Source organism: Grimontia kaedaensis (genome assembly GCF_023746615.1).
GTDB classification, from domain to species: Bacteria; Pseudomonadota; Gammaproteobacteria; order Enterobacterales; family Vibrionaceae; genus Enterovibrio; species Enterovibrio kaedaensis.
Window position 1 is genome coordinate 1,193,855 of the sequence record NZ_CP082275.1, and the last position, 14,324, is coordinate 1,208,178.

The following is a 14,324-nucleotide window of genomic DNA, read 5'->3' on the forward strand; positions in this document are numbered from 1 at the left end:
ACATCCGGCAATGAATTCACCTTTCGGTGGTTCTCATTCAATGATTATGTCTCTTTAGCAAGGAGCGAGATAAATGAGAAATGCATTGCCGTTTTCAGGTCTAAATGTTGTCGATTTTGGTCAGTATGTTTCTGGCCCAGCCGTCGCTATGATCCTTGCCGACTTAGGGGCCAATGTGGTTCATATTGACCCGCCTAACGGACCACTTTGGAAACATTCGGCCAACGCTGTTCTTAATCGGAATAAAACCAATATTCGGCTGGACCTAAAATCTGGCTTGGATCTCGATAGGGCTTTGTCCTTGTGTTCACAGGCTGATGTAATCATTGAAAACTTCCGTCCTGGCACTATGAAGAAGCTGGGTATCGATTTAGACACCCTGCGTGAAACAAACCCCAGCTTGATTACGCTTTCTCTGCCTGGCTTCGCTTCCAATGACCAACTACGCAAACAATGGAAAGCAACGGAAGCTGTGATTGCTGCTTCTTCTGGCGCCTTTAACGATATGGGTTACAACCGGGTATTAATGGGGTGTGATCCGAGCTTTTCCCCACTCACGCTGGGTTCTGCATACGCTACCATGTTGGCGGCAAGTGGTGTTTCATTGGCACTGTTTGATAGAGAAAAAAGTGGCCAAGGAGATCATATTGAAGTGCCAGTGGCTGCTGCTCTGATGGAAGGCCTTTCTTACAACTCCATCAATATTGAGGGCATGCCAGAGCGCTACCACACGATGCGGGAAAAAGAGATTGCCCGTCGCCGCGACGCAGGGCTCCCTATGGACGTCTCCTACGATGAGCTTCAAGAGTACCTCGACCCCTTTTTTCGTACCTACAAATGCAAAGATGGCCGCTATTTCTATGTGGTCTGTCCGTCACACCGTAACCATGCCCGTCGCTGCCTTGAGCTTGCTGGCATTTATGATGAGCTGGTGGCTGAAGGTCTACCAGACGTCGAAAACCTCTATCTTCCGCATTCTCAATGGGAAGCTGAAACGTCCATTGGTGTTTACCCTTTACCTGCGAACTGGGCTGCCAAAATCTCTGAGAAAATGAAGCGTGTCTTCATCACCAAAACATCTGAAGAATGGGGCAAGCTCTTTGGCGAAGGGGGAATTCCAGGCGCACCGCACCGCTCGACGCAAGAGTGGGTCAATGCACCTTATTCGCTGGAAAGCGGCCTTATCGTAGAAGTGAATGATCCTGAATATGGAGTAATGAAACAGCCCGGCCCTCTGGTGTGGTTTGAAGAGTTGGGTGAAGAGCTATGCGAGATAGTCCCGCGGAAATTTGCTGAATATCACGATGCGGAAAGGCTTTTTAGCCAAGCTGGACTGCCCAAGAACTGCGGAGCTTCGCCCAATGTCGAACCCGACCGCCAATGGCTCAAGGGCGTTCGTGTTCTCGACCTGACAAACGTCATTGCAGGGCCACATTCCACTGCGTTTTTGTCGCGATTTGGGGCAGAAGTAATCAAACTGGATCCGACCAAGCCAATGTATGATCCGCTGATTGGTGTGTTCTTCAGTTATCTCTCCAATATCGGGAAGAAGAGCTTGCTGCTCGATATGCTGACTGACGAAGGCAAACCCATTTTCGAAGCTTTGGTGAAGACCTGCGATATCGTCGTTATCAATGCGCCTTCACGCCAGGTTGAACCACTAGGGTTGAACGAAGAGCGCTTAAAAGCGATTAACCCAGACGTGATTTTCTGCCGCTTGGATTGTCTTGGAGGGCCTAAGCGCGGAGAGAAAACGGATTACATTGGCTATGACGATATCATTCAAGCAAACAGTGGCATCATGACCCGCTTTGGCGGCGCGGAAACACCGGAAGAACATGCTCATATTGGAACGCTGGATGTGAATTGTGGTTTCGCTGCTGGGCTCGCGATGTCGGTTGCTTTGTATGTGCGGGCGAAAACAGGACAAGTACTGCGCCCCAGAACGTCACTGTCATCGACGACCAATTTGGCACAGATTAAATACAGTCATGATTACGAAGGTGCGCCGCCGCGCGATGAGCCATCTGGTCGTGAAGCATTGGGTTATGATGCCTTGTCACACTTTTATCAAACTCATGATGGCTGGCTATATCTTGATGCGACGGAAGCCGATATCAATAAACTCGAAATGCTTGAAGAGCTCAGAGGTATTTCTACGTGCGACGAGGCAGGGCGCAAGGCCATGCTTGCGAATCAATTCAAACGTAAACCTAATGATGTTTGGCTTAATAAACTATCCCAGTTAGATGTTGCGGCAGCGCAAACACGCAGCATTGAATGGCTCAGAAAGCGTTACAGCCGCCCACAAGATGGGCAGGTTGGGTTTGATTCTGGCAGTTATGCGTTTTCGACCCATGACGAACACCCTAGTGGCTATGTAACGACCATGGTTGATCACTATTCGATTCGCCCGAAAGAAGCAAAGATTATCGCAGCCCCGCAAACTGAACGTTTCGGGCGTTCTAGCCGGAGAGTTTTAGGTGAGCTTGGATTTGGTGAGTCAGATATCCAGAGTTTGATAGACAAAGGTATTTTGAGTGATGGCTGGTCAGAAGAATTCCTGCCAAGCTGATACTAAAGGTCAGCAGACCCTAGATACATATTAGAGAGACTAAAAAGCCGTCGTTAAGACGGCTTTTTTCAATTTATTGGGTTTAGCGAAGCTGCCAAACGCGGTAGGTTTTACCTTTGATTTTCCCGCTGGAGAGTTTCTTCAAGGCTTTCTTCGCCACGTTGCGCTCAACGGCAACATAAGAACGGTAATCGGTGACTTTAATTTTGCCGACTTGTTTACCTTCAATGCCATTTTCTCCGGTCAACGCGCCAAGAATATCACCGGGGCGAACCTTGCTTTTCTTACCACCGTCAATGTGCAGTGTCACCATGGCAGGAGTGCGCGGCACGTTGTTCAATACGCTGGAATCCGGCAACGCTGAAGGTTTGATATCGCGCTCAAGATGATCTTCCAGCAATGCAACACGGTAACCATCCTCATCACCGAAGAAGGTATACGCAGCACCTTCGCTGCCTGCACGACCCGTGCGGCCGATGCGGTGAATATGAACTTCGGTATCGAACGCCATGTGGTAGTTAATCACCGCATCTAATGCTTCGATGTCCAAACCACGTGCAGCAACATCCGTCGCCACCATGATGTTGGTGCTCTTGTTAGCAAACTTCAAAAGCATTTGGTCGCGGTCGCGTTGCTCTAAATCACCATGTAGCGCAACCACAGAGAAGCCTTCGTTATCCAGTACTGCAGCCACGTCTTTCACGTCGCGCTTGGTGTTACAGAACACCACCGCACTTTCAGGCTGATGCTTCAGCAGCAGAAGCTGAAGTGCTTCCATACGCTCGCGATTATTTGCACAGCGGTAGAAATGTTGGGTAATGCTGGTGTCATCATGGTTTGATTCCACTTTCACCATCACTGGGTTTGCCATGATTTGTTTGCTGATGCTTTGGATTTGCGCCGGATAAGTAGCACTGAACAGCAGCGTTTGGCGGTCAGAAGGTACCTGGTCAAAAATAGCATCGAGCGCAGGTTGGAAACCCATTTCCAGCATGCGGTCAGCTTCATCCAGAATCAGAGTGTTCACTTCTTCCAGAGATAGGCGGCCTTTTTCCATGTGGTCCAGAATACGGCCAGGTGTGCCTACAATAATGTGCGCACCATGTTCCAGTGAGCCAATTTGAGGGCCAATAGGAACACCGCCACACAGTGTCAGCACTTTGATGTTATGAATACCACGTGCCAGCTTGCGGATTTCAATGGCGACTTGATCGGCCAGCTCTCTGGTAGGGCAGAGCACGAGTGATTGAACGCGAAAACGTTTAACGTTGAGTCGGTTCAGCAATCCAAGACCAAAAGCTGCTGTTTTGCCTGAGCCTGTTTTTCCCTGACCGATGACATCTTTCCCATCAAGTATGGAAGGTAGGCTCTGGGCCTGAATTGGCGTCATGGTTTTGTAGCCAATGTCATTGAGTGTAGAAAGCAATTCATCTTTCAACGGAAGTGTTGAGAATACTTGATTCGTCACAGGGAGAGTCTCGTTGTCAGTGCCGTTTGAGCGGCGAGTATATTCAGGGGCGCGACTATATCAGGAATGGTTGAAAACTGCGCGAAAACTTTGAAATAAAAAAAGCGGTCATAGACCGCTTTTTAGTGATACTAAAGTAATGGCGGATTATTGCGTTTCAACCATCTGCATGGCGCGCATCATCAGGCCACAAAGCATCACAGGCATGCCATTGAATACTTCTTCAAACTGCGCAAGTTCCGCAGCACCTTGTTCTTCCATCACGGCTAATGCAGCCTCTGGATCAAACAGCAGACTGATAGAAAGCAGGACACCGCCCAGAAGCGCGTTTTCTTGCGAATCTTCAGGCATCAGCGTTTCCCAGTCATCACGGCACAGTGTCCAGCCCTGCAGCATGCCTTCACAGTATTCGCGTGTAGCATCATTAACAATCTCGCTTTCGCTCAGCGCACAAGCTTCAGGCCACTGCCATTCGTTTGAAAGCAAAGCACCACGCTGTTCGTTCCACATCTCTACGATGATGTTTGCGAATTGTTCGAGTTGTTCATGGCTACCGAACGGCGCTTCTTCTTCACCACCCCACATAAATGCAAGCCATTCACTTGGGTCGATAAGGTGCGGGGCTGCGGCCATTGCAGTCACAAAGCCTTCTGTTTGCGTGGCGGAAAGCAGTTTTGGCTCCAATCCGTTTTCGGTAATAAATTGTGATAGCGAGATAGACATGAAAGGCTCTCTTTTCCTATGGAGGCTGACATTCTAACAGTCTGAGCTAAAAACGGAGAAAGAAAAGCGGTGAGAGCTTGGAAATCACACAATGTCGCTTGAATCTTAAACACTTGCATGGTTTTTTCAGAAATCTTATTGACCTTAAATCCGTGCTTCCCTATAGTAGCGCTCCGTTGAGGCGATAAGCCCAACGACAATATGGTGAGGTGTCCGAGTGGCTGAAGGAGCACGCCTGGAAAGTGTGTATACGGCAACGTATCGAGGGTTCGAATCCCTCCCTCACCGCCATATTCAAAACCCAAGCAGAAATGCTTGGGTTTTCTCGTTTCTGGCTCATGAAAATATGCGAGGGAGGGTGAGAGCCCTCAACTAGGGTTCGCACAGCGGCGGAGCCGCGCAACATCGGCTTGCCGATGGCCCCGAAGGGGTGAGGAACGAAGTGACGAATAATCCCTCCCTCACCGCCATATTTAAAACCCGAGCAGAGATGCTCGGGTTTTCTCGTTTCTGGCTTATGAAAATATACGAGGGAGGGTGAGAACCCTCGACTAGGGTTCGCAAAGCGGCGAAGCCGCGCAACATTGGCTTGCCGATGGCCCCGAAGGGGTGAGGAACGAAGAGACGAGTAATCCCTCCCTCACCGCCACTTAACTGCTTGATATAGCAGTATCTTATTTTTCAAATTTCCTTATTGTGACCAGATTGTGACCGATTCCTTCAGTTACAGCTTCACTTGCTCATATGCCTAATTCTGCGATTTCCTTTTGTTCCGATCGGATCGGTCTCCGATGAGATGCCGCTGTTCGGGACTCAAGCTACGACAAATTCATTTTCAAACGGCGCGGTTCACTACATAGCGGCGGTTTAAAGCGTTTGGATTAACCGGTAGCGACTTTCTTTTCCCAGGTCGATCGAGCACCAAAACGCATTTAACCACGCGGCAATATGCTCGGATCGTTGATAGCTGGGTAGAGAGCATCTGCCTCGACAGTGCTGACTACGGTACACATACGATGAGGAGAACCAAGCCTACGCTCATCTACCAGCGGTCTGGCAATCTACGACCGGTTCAACTGTTACTGGGTCATAGCAAGTTGGATAGCACCATCCGGTATCTAGGGGTAGAAGTGGACGATGCCCTAGAACTGTCAGAAGAGACGGAGGTTTAAGGTGGGGGGGGGGGGCGCACCATCGTGAGCACAGTTCATGTTCAGGAGAGGTGCGCCCGGCATCTTACGGGGCTGCTTATGCGCCCATTTCTGACATCGAGAGCAGGTGCACTGGGTTTCTGCTGAAGCAGGTTAAATTCCGTAAACCAGACATGCTCACCCTTTGAGGGTCATCGTCTCAGAGTATTTTGGTGGAGCTGGTGTTTCTGCAACAACGTGGAAAGGATGTTCGTCCCTTTGTTTCCTTCAGGCTCGGCCATTGGCTGGAATCGGCTGAGTCACATCAGAGGTGAGTCGATTAATTCCTTACCCATCACATCAGCAGCTTGGTTTAGAAGCTCTACGCATTGGTCGACCAGTGGGCCGTCAAATCGGAAAATGAGCCCTGAAATACTAAGCGCTCCCTTGAGGACACCGTCTGGTGTCAGTACTGGCACGGCTATGGCTGCTAGGTCCGGGTTTCGCTCACCCTTCGATAGGTACCAACCCTGCTCTCTTATCGCTTCAAATGGTTGCCCTTCAGCACCGGTGTAGGCCAGTAGTACGCGGCCCGCAGCTCCTCTTTTGATCGGAATCTCCGATCCTTCATTGATGTTATGACAGACCTCTCTTTTGGCATTTTCCCGGTACAGGCAGATACGGCTGTCACCGCTCTTGATGTAGAACGCGGCTGTTTCGTTTACAGCATCCCGTAGCTTTTCGAGCATCGGGCGGATAACGGTCTCGCTGTCGAAGCTCTTTTGGTAGATCGAGCCAAGTCGCCAAAGGGAAGGGCCAAGGCGGTAGCGGCCATCCAGCTGCTTGGAGATAAAGCCAAAATGCTCAAGCGATCCTATTAGCCGGAGAATCGTGCTCTTGTATAGACCGGTTTTATCGGAAATCTCCTTCAGCGTCAGAACACTCTGCTTATCACTGAAAGCATTTAGAACCGCCAGGGCTCTCTCAACGGCTTCTACGCGATCTTTTGCCATAACTTGAACCTCAAAGATATCTCAGCTGATTTTAACAGAATAGAACGCTATTGCATCTAGCATAACTTGTGATGTAGGATAGAACGCAGTTCTACAGAAGAGAACGCTACTATACTGTTAACAACAAAAGCACTTAGGTGTGCTGGAGGAAAAACAATGAAGGCTACCTCTCTGAAGTCAGCTGCTGCCGCTGCACTTATCCTTGGTTCCACCTTTGCTGCTGTTAGCGCAAACGCAGCCGATTTGGTTGTCAATGCGGTTTCGCCGACTTCTGACGACTACGCACTTTCCGTTACCTGGTCGAATATTCTGGCGAAGTCTGGAAGTGACAGCAGCATGACCGTAGTCGATAACGGAACTGTCAAAGGCCTACGAAAGCTGGCCAAGGGCCAAGTTGATGTGGCTGTCATTGGTGCTCCTCACTATCAGGACGCTGTTAATCGTTCTGGTAAGTTCAAAGCGGATCCTGAATCTCTAGTGAGCAATTACAAGAACGTCCGTGCTCTGTTCGCTATCAAGACCAGCGCGGGGCAGTACGTTGCTCGCGATGATGCCGGCGTAAAACAGTTCGGCGATTTCGCGGGAAAATCACTGGCGATCGGCCGGCCAGGAGGGAATGCGGGTCGTGTGACCGCGGCGATGCTTTCCGCCCATGGATTGGATATAAAAGGTGGTGATGTAGATGGTCAGCACCTCAAATATGGTCCTGCGCTGGAGCAGATGGCTAACGGCTCCATGGATGGCACGTTTGTTTGGGGTGGCCTTCCCCATGCCGCAGTTGATAACGCCTCGCGTACCATGGATCTGCGTTTTGTATCTCCTGATCCGTCCAAGATGGACACTTTTCGCAAGGCCATCACCAACGGCAAGTACTACGTACTGAAGAAGGTACCCGCCAAGACCATTGCCAAAGCATACGACGGGCGGGTCAAGGCAGATTCTGATATCTATTTCTGGACCTTCCCGATGATGTATGTGGTGAACAAGGATCTGAGCAACGATGTGGCTTATGAGATCACTAAGGCGCTGTGGGAAAACATCAGCGAAGTGAATGAAGTAAGCCTGGCGCTTTCTCTGATCTCCATTGACGGTGCCACTGAAGCCCTCTCGGCCGATCTTCACCCAGGTGCGGCCCGCTACTTCAAAGAAAAAGGCTTGATCAACTAACAACCTTTTCTTTGGCTTTGTGAGGAGGGTCTCGCTATGGGTACTTTTGGACAGTCAGCCGGATCTCAAGGCTGCGTCGAGGGTGGGGCTCTCCCCACTCTTCAATCAGCACGGATGCTGCTTGGTCAGCTCTGCTGCGTTGCATTGGCGGTTTTTATCCTATGGACAACCGCCTTCGGAAAATTTCCAGCCCAGGTGCAGTATGGGGTAGCCCTGCTGCTGGGGCTGGTTGCCATTCTCGCCTTTAAACCATTCCGACTTGTCGGTGTTAAACAATTTGGCCTCTTGGATCAGCTAATCACCCTGTTCTTTATCGTCCTGGCTGTCTCCAGCGGTATCTACTTTCTCCTCAACTACGAGGCGATTGCCGATATGCGCGAGGGACTACCCAATAACGCCGATCTGATTTGCTACGGGGCCGGGACCCTGGTGGTGTTGGAAGGGGCTAGGCGTGCCGAAGGATGGATTTTGATCAGCGTTGTCTTGGTCGCGCTTGTTTATCTCTTTTTCGGCCAGTTTTTCCCTAGTGTACTCGAGCATCGTCCCATGGATCCGGAAGAGGTGCTGGAAGTCTCTTACAGCTACCAGGGTATCTATGGCGTTGCATTGGGTGCGGTCGTGGATGTTGTATACGTCTTTGTCATCCTCGGGGTTGCGTTGCGCATCACCGGGGCTGGGGATTTCTTCAACTACATCGCAATGCGCTTTACCCGCAAGTATAAGTCGGGGCCTGCTCAGTGCGCGATCTTTGCGTCTGCCATGTTTGGCTCCATCAATGGATCTGCCCCTGCCAACGTATCCGCGACCGGGGTGTTGACGATTCCGATGATGAAGCGGGCGGGCTTCCCCTCGGCATTCGCTGGTGGTGTGGAGTCCACTGCGTCTTGCGTGGGGCAGATCATGCCGCCGATCATGGGTGTGGGGGCCTTTATCATGTCGGAAATTACCGGCATCGCCTACACCGACATAATGATCGCGGCCTGTGTCCCGGCGTTTCTGTTTATTCTGTCATTGGTATGTGCCGTGGCTTTTGAGGGCGGGCGTATCGGCCTGAAGGAACGCCAGGACGATCAGGACCTGAGTTTCAACCAAGAGCGATTAGCACAAGGTTTGACCTTGGTTGTCGGCTTTGGGTCTCTGGTGACCATGCTGCTGATGGGGTACTCACCCACCTTCTGCGGTTTGACTGCCACCGGTATTGTTCTGGTGATGTCCAACCTGTTTACCGCGACTCGGATGCGCTTGGCCGACGCGAAAGCATTTCTTATCGATGGGGGGCGGGACGGTCTGTCCGTGCTCGTATCCTGCGCTGCCATCGGCATCATCATTGGAGCAGTATCGACAACTGGGTTGGGAATCAAGCTTAACCAAGTTATCGTGGCCCTCGGCTCCCATGACTTATTGCTGGCGCTGGTAGTGGCCGCCATCTGTTCCATTGTTCTTGGCATGGGTTTGCCGACAGCGGCTTCCTACCTGATGGTGGTCTTTGTAGCCGGGCCGGCGATTATGAAGCTGGGGGTGCCCGAACTTCAAACCCATCTATTTGTTTTCTATTACGCCGTTCTATCGGCCATAACACCGCCGGTCGCATTGGCAATATTTGCTGCTGCGGCGATCTGCGGTGCCGGACCTATGCAGGTGGCGGGGAAAGCGTTGAAGCTGTCAGCCGTGGCTTTCGTCATACCCGTGGCCTGGATCTATCACCCGGAAATTAATCTTCAGGACCTTTCTTCCGAAACGGCACTATCGACTCTTTCGTATGTGCTGGCGCTGATCATCGCTACGGTGGGAGTTTCCGCCGGCCTGATTGGCTATTTCCGGAGCCACCTATCCTGGCTGGAGCGGCTAGTCCTAGTTATAAGCGCCGGTCTGGTTATCAGTTCGGTATCTGAAATTATCTATCTTGGGACGGCGCTTCTAGTTGGCGTGCTTGTCTTCAATTTTTTGAGGAGCCCAAAACATGTGTAAAGCTCTAAAATCGATTCGCGTACTCGACATGACCAATGTGCTGGCTGGGCCCTACTGCTGCCATCAGCTCGCCCACATGGGGGCTGAGGTCATAAAGGTGGAGATGCCAAAGAGCGGGGATTTGGCTCGTCAGTTAGGGGCCGATGCTGAGCTGAATCGCCAGAAGATGGGGATCTCCTTCCTGGCTCAAAATGCCGGTAAGAAATCAATCACGCTCGATCTCAAGCAGAATAGAGGCAAAGCGATACTGCGCCAATTAGTGAAGACAGCTGACGTTCTGGTGGAGAACTTCCGGCCGGGGGTGATGGATCGACTGGGGCTGGGTTACGAGCAACTCAAAGAGGAAAACCAGAGGCTGATCTATTGTGCTATCTCCGGCTATGGAGCCGACGGTCCCATGAAGAAGCTTCCAGCCTACGACCAGATTATCCAGGGGATGTCTGGGGTGATGAGCATTACCGGTGCGCCGGAAAATGCGCCCTACCGGGTGGGCTATCCCATTGCAGATACCATCGGGGGGATGACCGCAGCCTTTGCCGTCTCGTCCGCCATTGCGGGGCGCGGTGAATCCGGCGAAGGCTGCTTTATCGACGTTTCCATGCTCGAGTCCACGCTGGCGACCATGGGTTGGGTTGTTTCCAACTACTTGGTTGGTGAGAAAACTCCCGCGCCAATGGGTAACGACAATTTCACCGCCAGCCCGTCAGGCACCTTCAAGACCCAGGACGGCCTGATCAACATGGCCGCCAACAAGCAGGAACAGTTCGAATCGGTCTGCCAAGTAATCGACCGGCCCGAGTTGATAACCGATCCTCGCTTCGCCACCCGTCAGGCGCGCCTGGACAATCGCAATGCACTCACTTCGTTCATTGAAGGTGAATTTGCGCGTAAGCCGGCCAGTGAATGGGATCTGTTGCTGAACGGCGCCGGGGTGCCCGCCGGTCGTGTTCTCAGCGTGCCGGAAGCTCTTTCATTGCCCCAGGTTCAACAACGTGAACTCCAGGGAAGCTTTGATAACGTCTCTGGCATCGAGCGGGAGATCAAGATTGTCAGGACCGGATTCAAAGTCGATGGCAAGCGTCCCAAAGTCGATAGCCCTCCGCCTTCTTTGGGTGAGCATACCGAGGCTATCCTGAGCGAGTTGGGTTATGACAAAGAGGCACAGTATTCGCTGGTGGCGGAGGGGGTGGTATGAGCATTTCGAGACCCTCAGAGGGGATTGGTCGGGAAGTGTCCGATTGGTGGAAGACCGACGTCATCGAGATGGAGCCGGGTGTCATCCGTTACCACGGCTATCCCATTGAACAGCTGATCGGCAATCTCAGTTTTGCACAGATGATCTGGCTGATGGTGAGGGGCGATGTGCCGAGTCAAGGGCAGGCTGAGCTGCTCGATGCAGCCCTGATGTCTGCCGTCGATCATGGTCCTCAGGCGCCCAGTATCGCCATTGCCCGCATGGCGGCTACCTGTGGCGTCGGACTCAACAACGCGATGGCATCTGCCGTGAACGTGTTGGGCGATGTGCATGGGGGGGCCGGTGAGCAGGCCGTAGATATTTATCAAAACGTAGCGAAGCGCCTGGATCAGGGGGCGCGCCTGGAAGACGCGGTTTGCGCAGAGTTGGATCTATATATCGAACATCACGGAAAGTTTATCCCGGGATTTGGCCACCGCTTTCATCCTGTCGATCCCCGGGCTCCCCGGCTAATGGAGATCGTGCGTCAGGCCGCCGAAAAGAGCGTGGTCAGTGGACGTTTTGCAGCTATCGCCGATCGTATCGAGACGGAGCTGGCCGTGCGCAAAGGCAAACGTATTCCCATGAATATCGACGGGGCTACAGCTGTGATCTACGCTGAGCTCGATATGCCTGCGCCGCTTGCCCGGGGACTGTTTTGCCTTTCTCGTTCGGTGGGCATTTTGGCCCATGCCTGGGAGCAGACTGGTCAGGGTGGGCGCAATAAGGGGCCCATTCCGAGAAACTTGCTTTGGAGCTACACCGGACCCGAGAAACGGGATCTGATCCAGAATTAGAAGGGGTATATTGCATGAGTCTGTACGCGCCTCCCAAAGATCTATCGACGGCCATTTTCAGCGAAGTTCCCGAACGTTTCCGGCAGCCGGATAAACCCTCAGACTGGGTCGCTGCCAACAAACCCGGGCAACAGGTCCACAGCTTTCTCGAAGGTCCTTCCTTCGACCGGCAGGGGAATCTCTACGTAACCGATATCCCTTACGGCCGAATTTTTAGAGTCACCCCGGGCGGAGAGTGGGAACTGGTTGTCGAGTATGATGGCTGGCCCAATGGGCTAAAGATCCATCGGGATGGTCGTATCTTCGTCGCGGACTACAAAAACGGCATCCTGCTCTTGGATCCAGAGTCACGTGCGATATCGCCCTTTCTCACCCACAATCGCAGCGAGAGCTTTAAAGGGGTAAACGACCTGATCTTCGATTCGAAGGGGACCCTCTATTTTACCGACCAGGGTCAGACCGGTATGCACGACCCCACGGGTCGGGTGTTTCTCTACTGCTTCGAAACAGAGCAGCTGACGACATTGATCTCCAATGGGCCAAGCCCCAACGGCCTGGTGCTGAGTCCGGACGAGAAAACTCTCTATGTTGCGATGACCCGCGGTAACGCAGTTTGGCGTCTTCCCATGCTGCCGGGTGGGACGACGTCTAAAGCAGGTGTCTTCACCGCAATGGCGGGTGGCGTTAGTGGTGCCGATGGCATGGCGGTCGATTCTGAAGGCAACCTATTTGTATGTGATGCGGGGAATGGATGCGTATGGGCCTTCTCCCGATTTGGAGAACCTCTGTACCGTATCCGCAGTTGTACCGAGGGGCGCACCATTACCAACCTGGCCTTTGGCGGTGAAAAGAATAGTTCGCTATTTATCACCGATTCCTCAACCGGGACTATTCTGCGGGCGGATCTAGATCTCCCAGGGCAGCCGATGTACTCCCATATGGCGGATGAGTAAAAGGGTTCGGGTAGATGCCACGAATTGCAGTTGTTTCGAATAATCCCTCCCTCACCGCCATATTCAAAACCCGAGCAGAGATGCTCGGGTTTTCTCGTTTCTGGCTTGTGGGCGTTCTATTCAGCGCATTAAGGCTAGGTAACTTCCATACACTTCATAGAGAAACCGCAAAGCGAAACCACCTTCGTAGACACCTGTAATATGAAGGGGGGCCCAAAGCATACCTGCTATGGCAATCACGCCGAGAAACTTCCAGCTCGGAGGTTCTTTGAAAGAAGCATTTCCTGAGATGATCGACAACAGTAAAATACATGTCATCGAGAATATATGCATGCTAAGCCAGCGACCCCAATCAATACCTACGAAGTAGAGTGGCGCAAAGGGAAGACCGCTTATCAGTGCTAAATATAAATACTTCCTTTCGTTTAGTCTAAATAGCAGCATCAGTAAGGGGAGTGCTGCTCCAATGTATGCGAGCGGGAAAATGACAGCCATATCTATCACGGATATTGTACTGAAGCGTGTTTTTACGTCGCCAAGATCTTTGTTGAGCCAATTGATAGACCCCTCGCAAACGTGGTTTGACACGCCTCTTTCAAGCAATGGTGCACAAACGCGTGCAACGTCATCAACCTCTTTGTTGGATAGGTGGTAGTACAAAGCATGGCAAGCTAGTAACGCTGACAAAATGGCTAGCACTAGTAGAAATTTGGGTTGAGCTGAGGTGCGATACCAGATGGAAAGACAAAGTAGAACCAAGGGAAGGAAAAGCACATTTACTTCATGACCATACACGGCCAACGAAAACAGCAAAGTCCCTAACATTGCCCAGGCAACGCTATTTACTCTAAAAGCATAGAGAAGGGTGAGTAGGGCAGTGAAAGCGACAAGCTCTTTTCGGAAAGCCCCATCTGGATCTACAACCCAGAAAATCGCGAATAGCCCGGGAGAAGCCAGCAGCAATGCAAATGCCAGATTTTGAAAGCTTGCAAAACTCACCAGTTTTCCCAGCAGGAAGAAGCTTAGAATGACGAGTGAAGCTTGAAAAGCCCCGACAATAATTATCGGGCTTACGTTGAGGACATCACTTATCCCGATAAAGAGCGTGCCCAACGGACCTCGTCTTACATCTGCATTCAAGGTATTTACCAGCCAGTCGCCTTGCTTCCATTTGTGTCCCCCATTGGCTAGAACATCTGTTGCCAGTTCTGATAACAGAAAGCCAGCACCAAATATCAGGAACGATGCCATCACAAATTGAAAGATGGTGTAGGGGTTGCGGAGCAAACGGTCCAT

Annotated in this window: 10 protein-coding genes, 1 tRNA gene, 2 other RNA genes and 1 pseudogene; 10 read left to right on the top strand and 4 right to left on the bottom strand. The window is 51.7% G+C overall.

The window, feature by feature from the left end; all coding sequences use genetic code 11:
- Positions 1-73 precede the first annotated feature (73 nt).
- Entirely contained in the window at positions 74-2,575 is a 2,502-nt protein-coding gene (locus K6Q96_RS05710; RefSeq protein ID WP_251878531.1) for a CoA transferase, read from the top strand.
- 82 nt (positions 2,576-2,657) lie between these two features.
- On the opposite strand, the gene dbpA is transcribed toward K6Q96_RS05710, so the two are convergent.
- Both dbpA and K6Q96_RS05720 read right to left on the bottom strand, forming a co-directional pair.
- Entirely contained in the window at positions 2,658-4,043 is a 1,386-nt protein-coding gene (gene dbpA / locus K6Q96_RS05715; protein ID WP_251878533.1) for an ATP-dependent RNA helicase DbpA, read from the bottom strand.
- Between the two features lie 147 nt (positions 4,044-4,190).
- Positions 4,191-4,766 carry a UPF0149 family protein gene (locus K6Q96_RS05720; protein WP_251878534.1) on the bottom strand — a complete coding sequence of 192 codons (576 nt, stop codon included), beginning with the start codon at positions 4,764-4,766 and terminating at the stop codon, positions 4,191-4,193.
- Positions 4,767-4,969: 203 nt separating this feature from the next.
- Between K6Q96_RS05720 and K6Q96_RS05725 the strand changes: the two genes are divergently transcribed.
- From K6Q96_RS05725 to K6Q96_RS05740, 4 genes and pseudogenes are all read left to right on the top strand, one after another.
- Positions 4,970-5,057 (top strand) — tRNA-Ser (locus tag K6Q96_RS05725).
- Between the two features lie 47 nt (positions 5,058-5,104).
- Positions 5,105-5,236, top strand: a non-coding RNA gene (locus K6Q96_RS05730) — RtT sRNA.
- 47 nt (positions 5,237-5,283) lie between these two features.
- Positions 5,284-5,415: non-coding RNA, RtT sRNA (locus K6Q96_RS05735), on the top strand.
- A 250-nt stretch (positions 5,416-5,665) separates the two neighbouring features.
- Positions 5,666-5,938: pseudogene (locus K6Q96_RS05740) on the top strand (tyrosine-type recombinase/integrase); the annotation flags it as partial.
- A 278-nt stretch (positions 5,939-6,216) separates the two neighbouring features.
- Here K6Q96_RS05740 and K6Q96_RS05745 read toward each other — a convergent pair.
- A complete protein-coding gene (locus tag K6Q96_RS05745; protein WP_251878536.1) occupies positions 6,217-6,909 on the bottom strand; it encodes an IclR family transcriptional regulator in 693 nt (230 codons plus the stop codon).
- Between the two features lie 156 nt (positions 6,910-7,065).
- Between K6Q96_RS05745 and K6Q96_RS05750 the strand changes: the two genes are divergently transcribed.
- From K6Q96_RS05750 to K6Q96_RS05770, 5 genes are read left to right on the top strand one after another with little or no spacing between them, the layout of a single operon-like run.
- Positions 7,066-8,076, top strand: a complete 1,011-nt coding sequence (locus K6Q96_RS05750; RefSeq protein WP_251878538.1) for a TAXI family TRAP transporter solute-binding subunit — start codon at positions 7,066-7,068, stop codon at positions 8,074-8,076.
- Between the two features lie 36 nt (positions 8,077-8,112).
- A complete protein-coding gene (locus tag K6Q96_RS05755; RefSeq protein WP_251878540.1) occupies positions 8,113-10,044 on the top strand; it encodes a TRAP transporter permease in 1,932 nt (643 codons plus the stop codon).
- On the top strand, positions 10,037-11,239 hold the full coding sequence (locus K6Q96_RS05760; RefSeq protein ID WP_251878542.1) for a CaiB/BaiF CoA transferase family protein: 1,203 nt from the start codon (positions 10,037-10,039) through the stop codon (positions 11,237-11,239). Before K6Q96_RS05755 ends, K6Q96_RS05760 begins: the two co-directional genes overlap by 8 nt.
- Positions 11,236-12,075: a citryl-CoA lyase gene (locus K6Q96_RS05765; protein WP_251878544.1), complete on the top strand. Its 840-nt coding sequence runs from the start codon at positions 11,236-11,238 to the stop codon at positions 12,073-12,075. Before K6Q96_RS05760 ends, K6Q96_RS05765 begins: the two co-directional genes overlap by 4 nt.
- 14 nt (positions 12,076-12,089) lie before the next feature.
- Positions 12,090-13,028 carry an SMP-30/gluconolactonase/LRE family protein gene (locus tag K6Q96_RS05770; protein WP_251878546.1) on the top strand — a complete coding sequence of 313 codons (939 nt, stop codon included), beginning with the start codon at positions 12,090-12,092 and terminating at the stop codon, positions 13,026-13,028.
- Between the two features lie 120 nt (positions 13,029-13,148).
- Here K6Q96_RS05770 and K6Q96_RS05775 read toward each other — a convergent pair whose 3' ends face one another.
- Positions 13,149-14,324, bottom strand: coding sequence for a hypothetical protein (locus K6Q96_RS05775; protein WP_251878548.1), 1,176 nt, complete (start codon positions 14,322-14,324; stop codon positions 13,149-13,151).

Excerpts from the sequence above, each read along its gene's own strand:
- K6Q96_RS05775 (WP_251878548.1), bottom strand. The coding sequence starts at position 14,324 with ATGGACCGTTTGCTCCGCAACCCCTACACCATCTTTCAATTTGTGATG.
- K6Q96_RS05745 (WP_251878536.1), bottom strand. The coding sequence starts at position 6,909 with ATGGCAAAAGATCGCGTAGAAGCCGTTGAGAGAGCCCTGGCGGTTCTA.
- K6Q96_RS05760 (WP_251878542.1), top strand. The coding sequence starts at position 10,037 with ATGTGTAAAGCTCTAAAATCGATTCGCGTACTCGACATGACCAATGTG.
- K6Q96_RS05765 (WP_251878544.1), top strand. The coding sequence starts at position 11,236 with ATGAGCATTTCGAGACCCTCAGAGGGGATTGGTCGGGAAGTGTCCGAT.
- K6Q96_RS05770 (WP_251878546.1), top strand. The coding sequence starts at position 12,090 with ATGAGTCTGTACGCGCCTCCCAAAGATCTATCGACGGCCATTTTCAGC.
- K6Q96_RS05755 (WP_251878540.1), top strand. The coding sequence starts at position 8,113 with ATGGGTACTTTTGGACAGTCAGCCGGATCTCAAGGCTGCGTCGAGGGT.
- K6Q96_RS05710 (WP_251878531.1), top strand. The coding sequence starts at position 74 with ATGAGAAATGCATTGCCGTTTTCAGGTCTAAATGTTGTCGATTTTGGT.
- K6Q96_RS05750 (WP_251878538.1), top strand. The coding sequence starts at position 7,066 with ATGAAGGCTACCTCTCTGAAGTCAGCTGCTGCCGCTGCACTTATCCTT.
- K6Q96_RS05720 (WP_251878534.1), bottom strand. The coding sequence starts at position 4,766 with ATGTCTATCTCGCTATCACAATTTATTACCGAAAACGGATTGGAGCCA.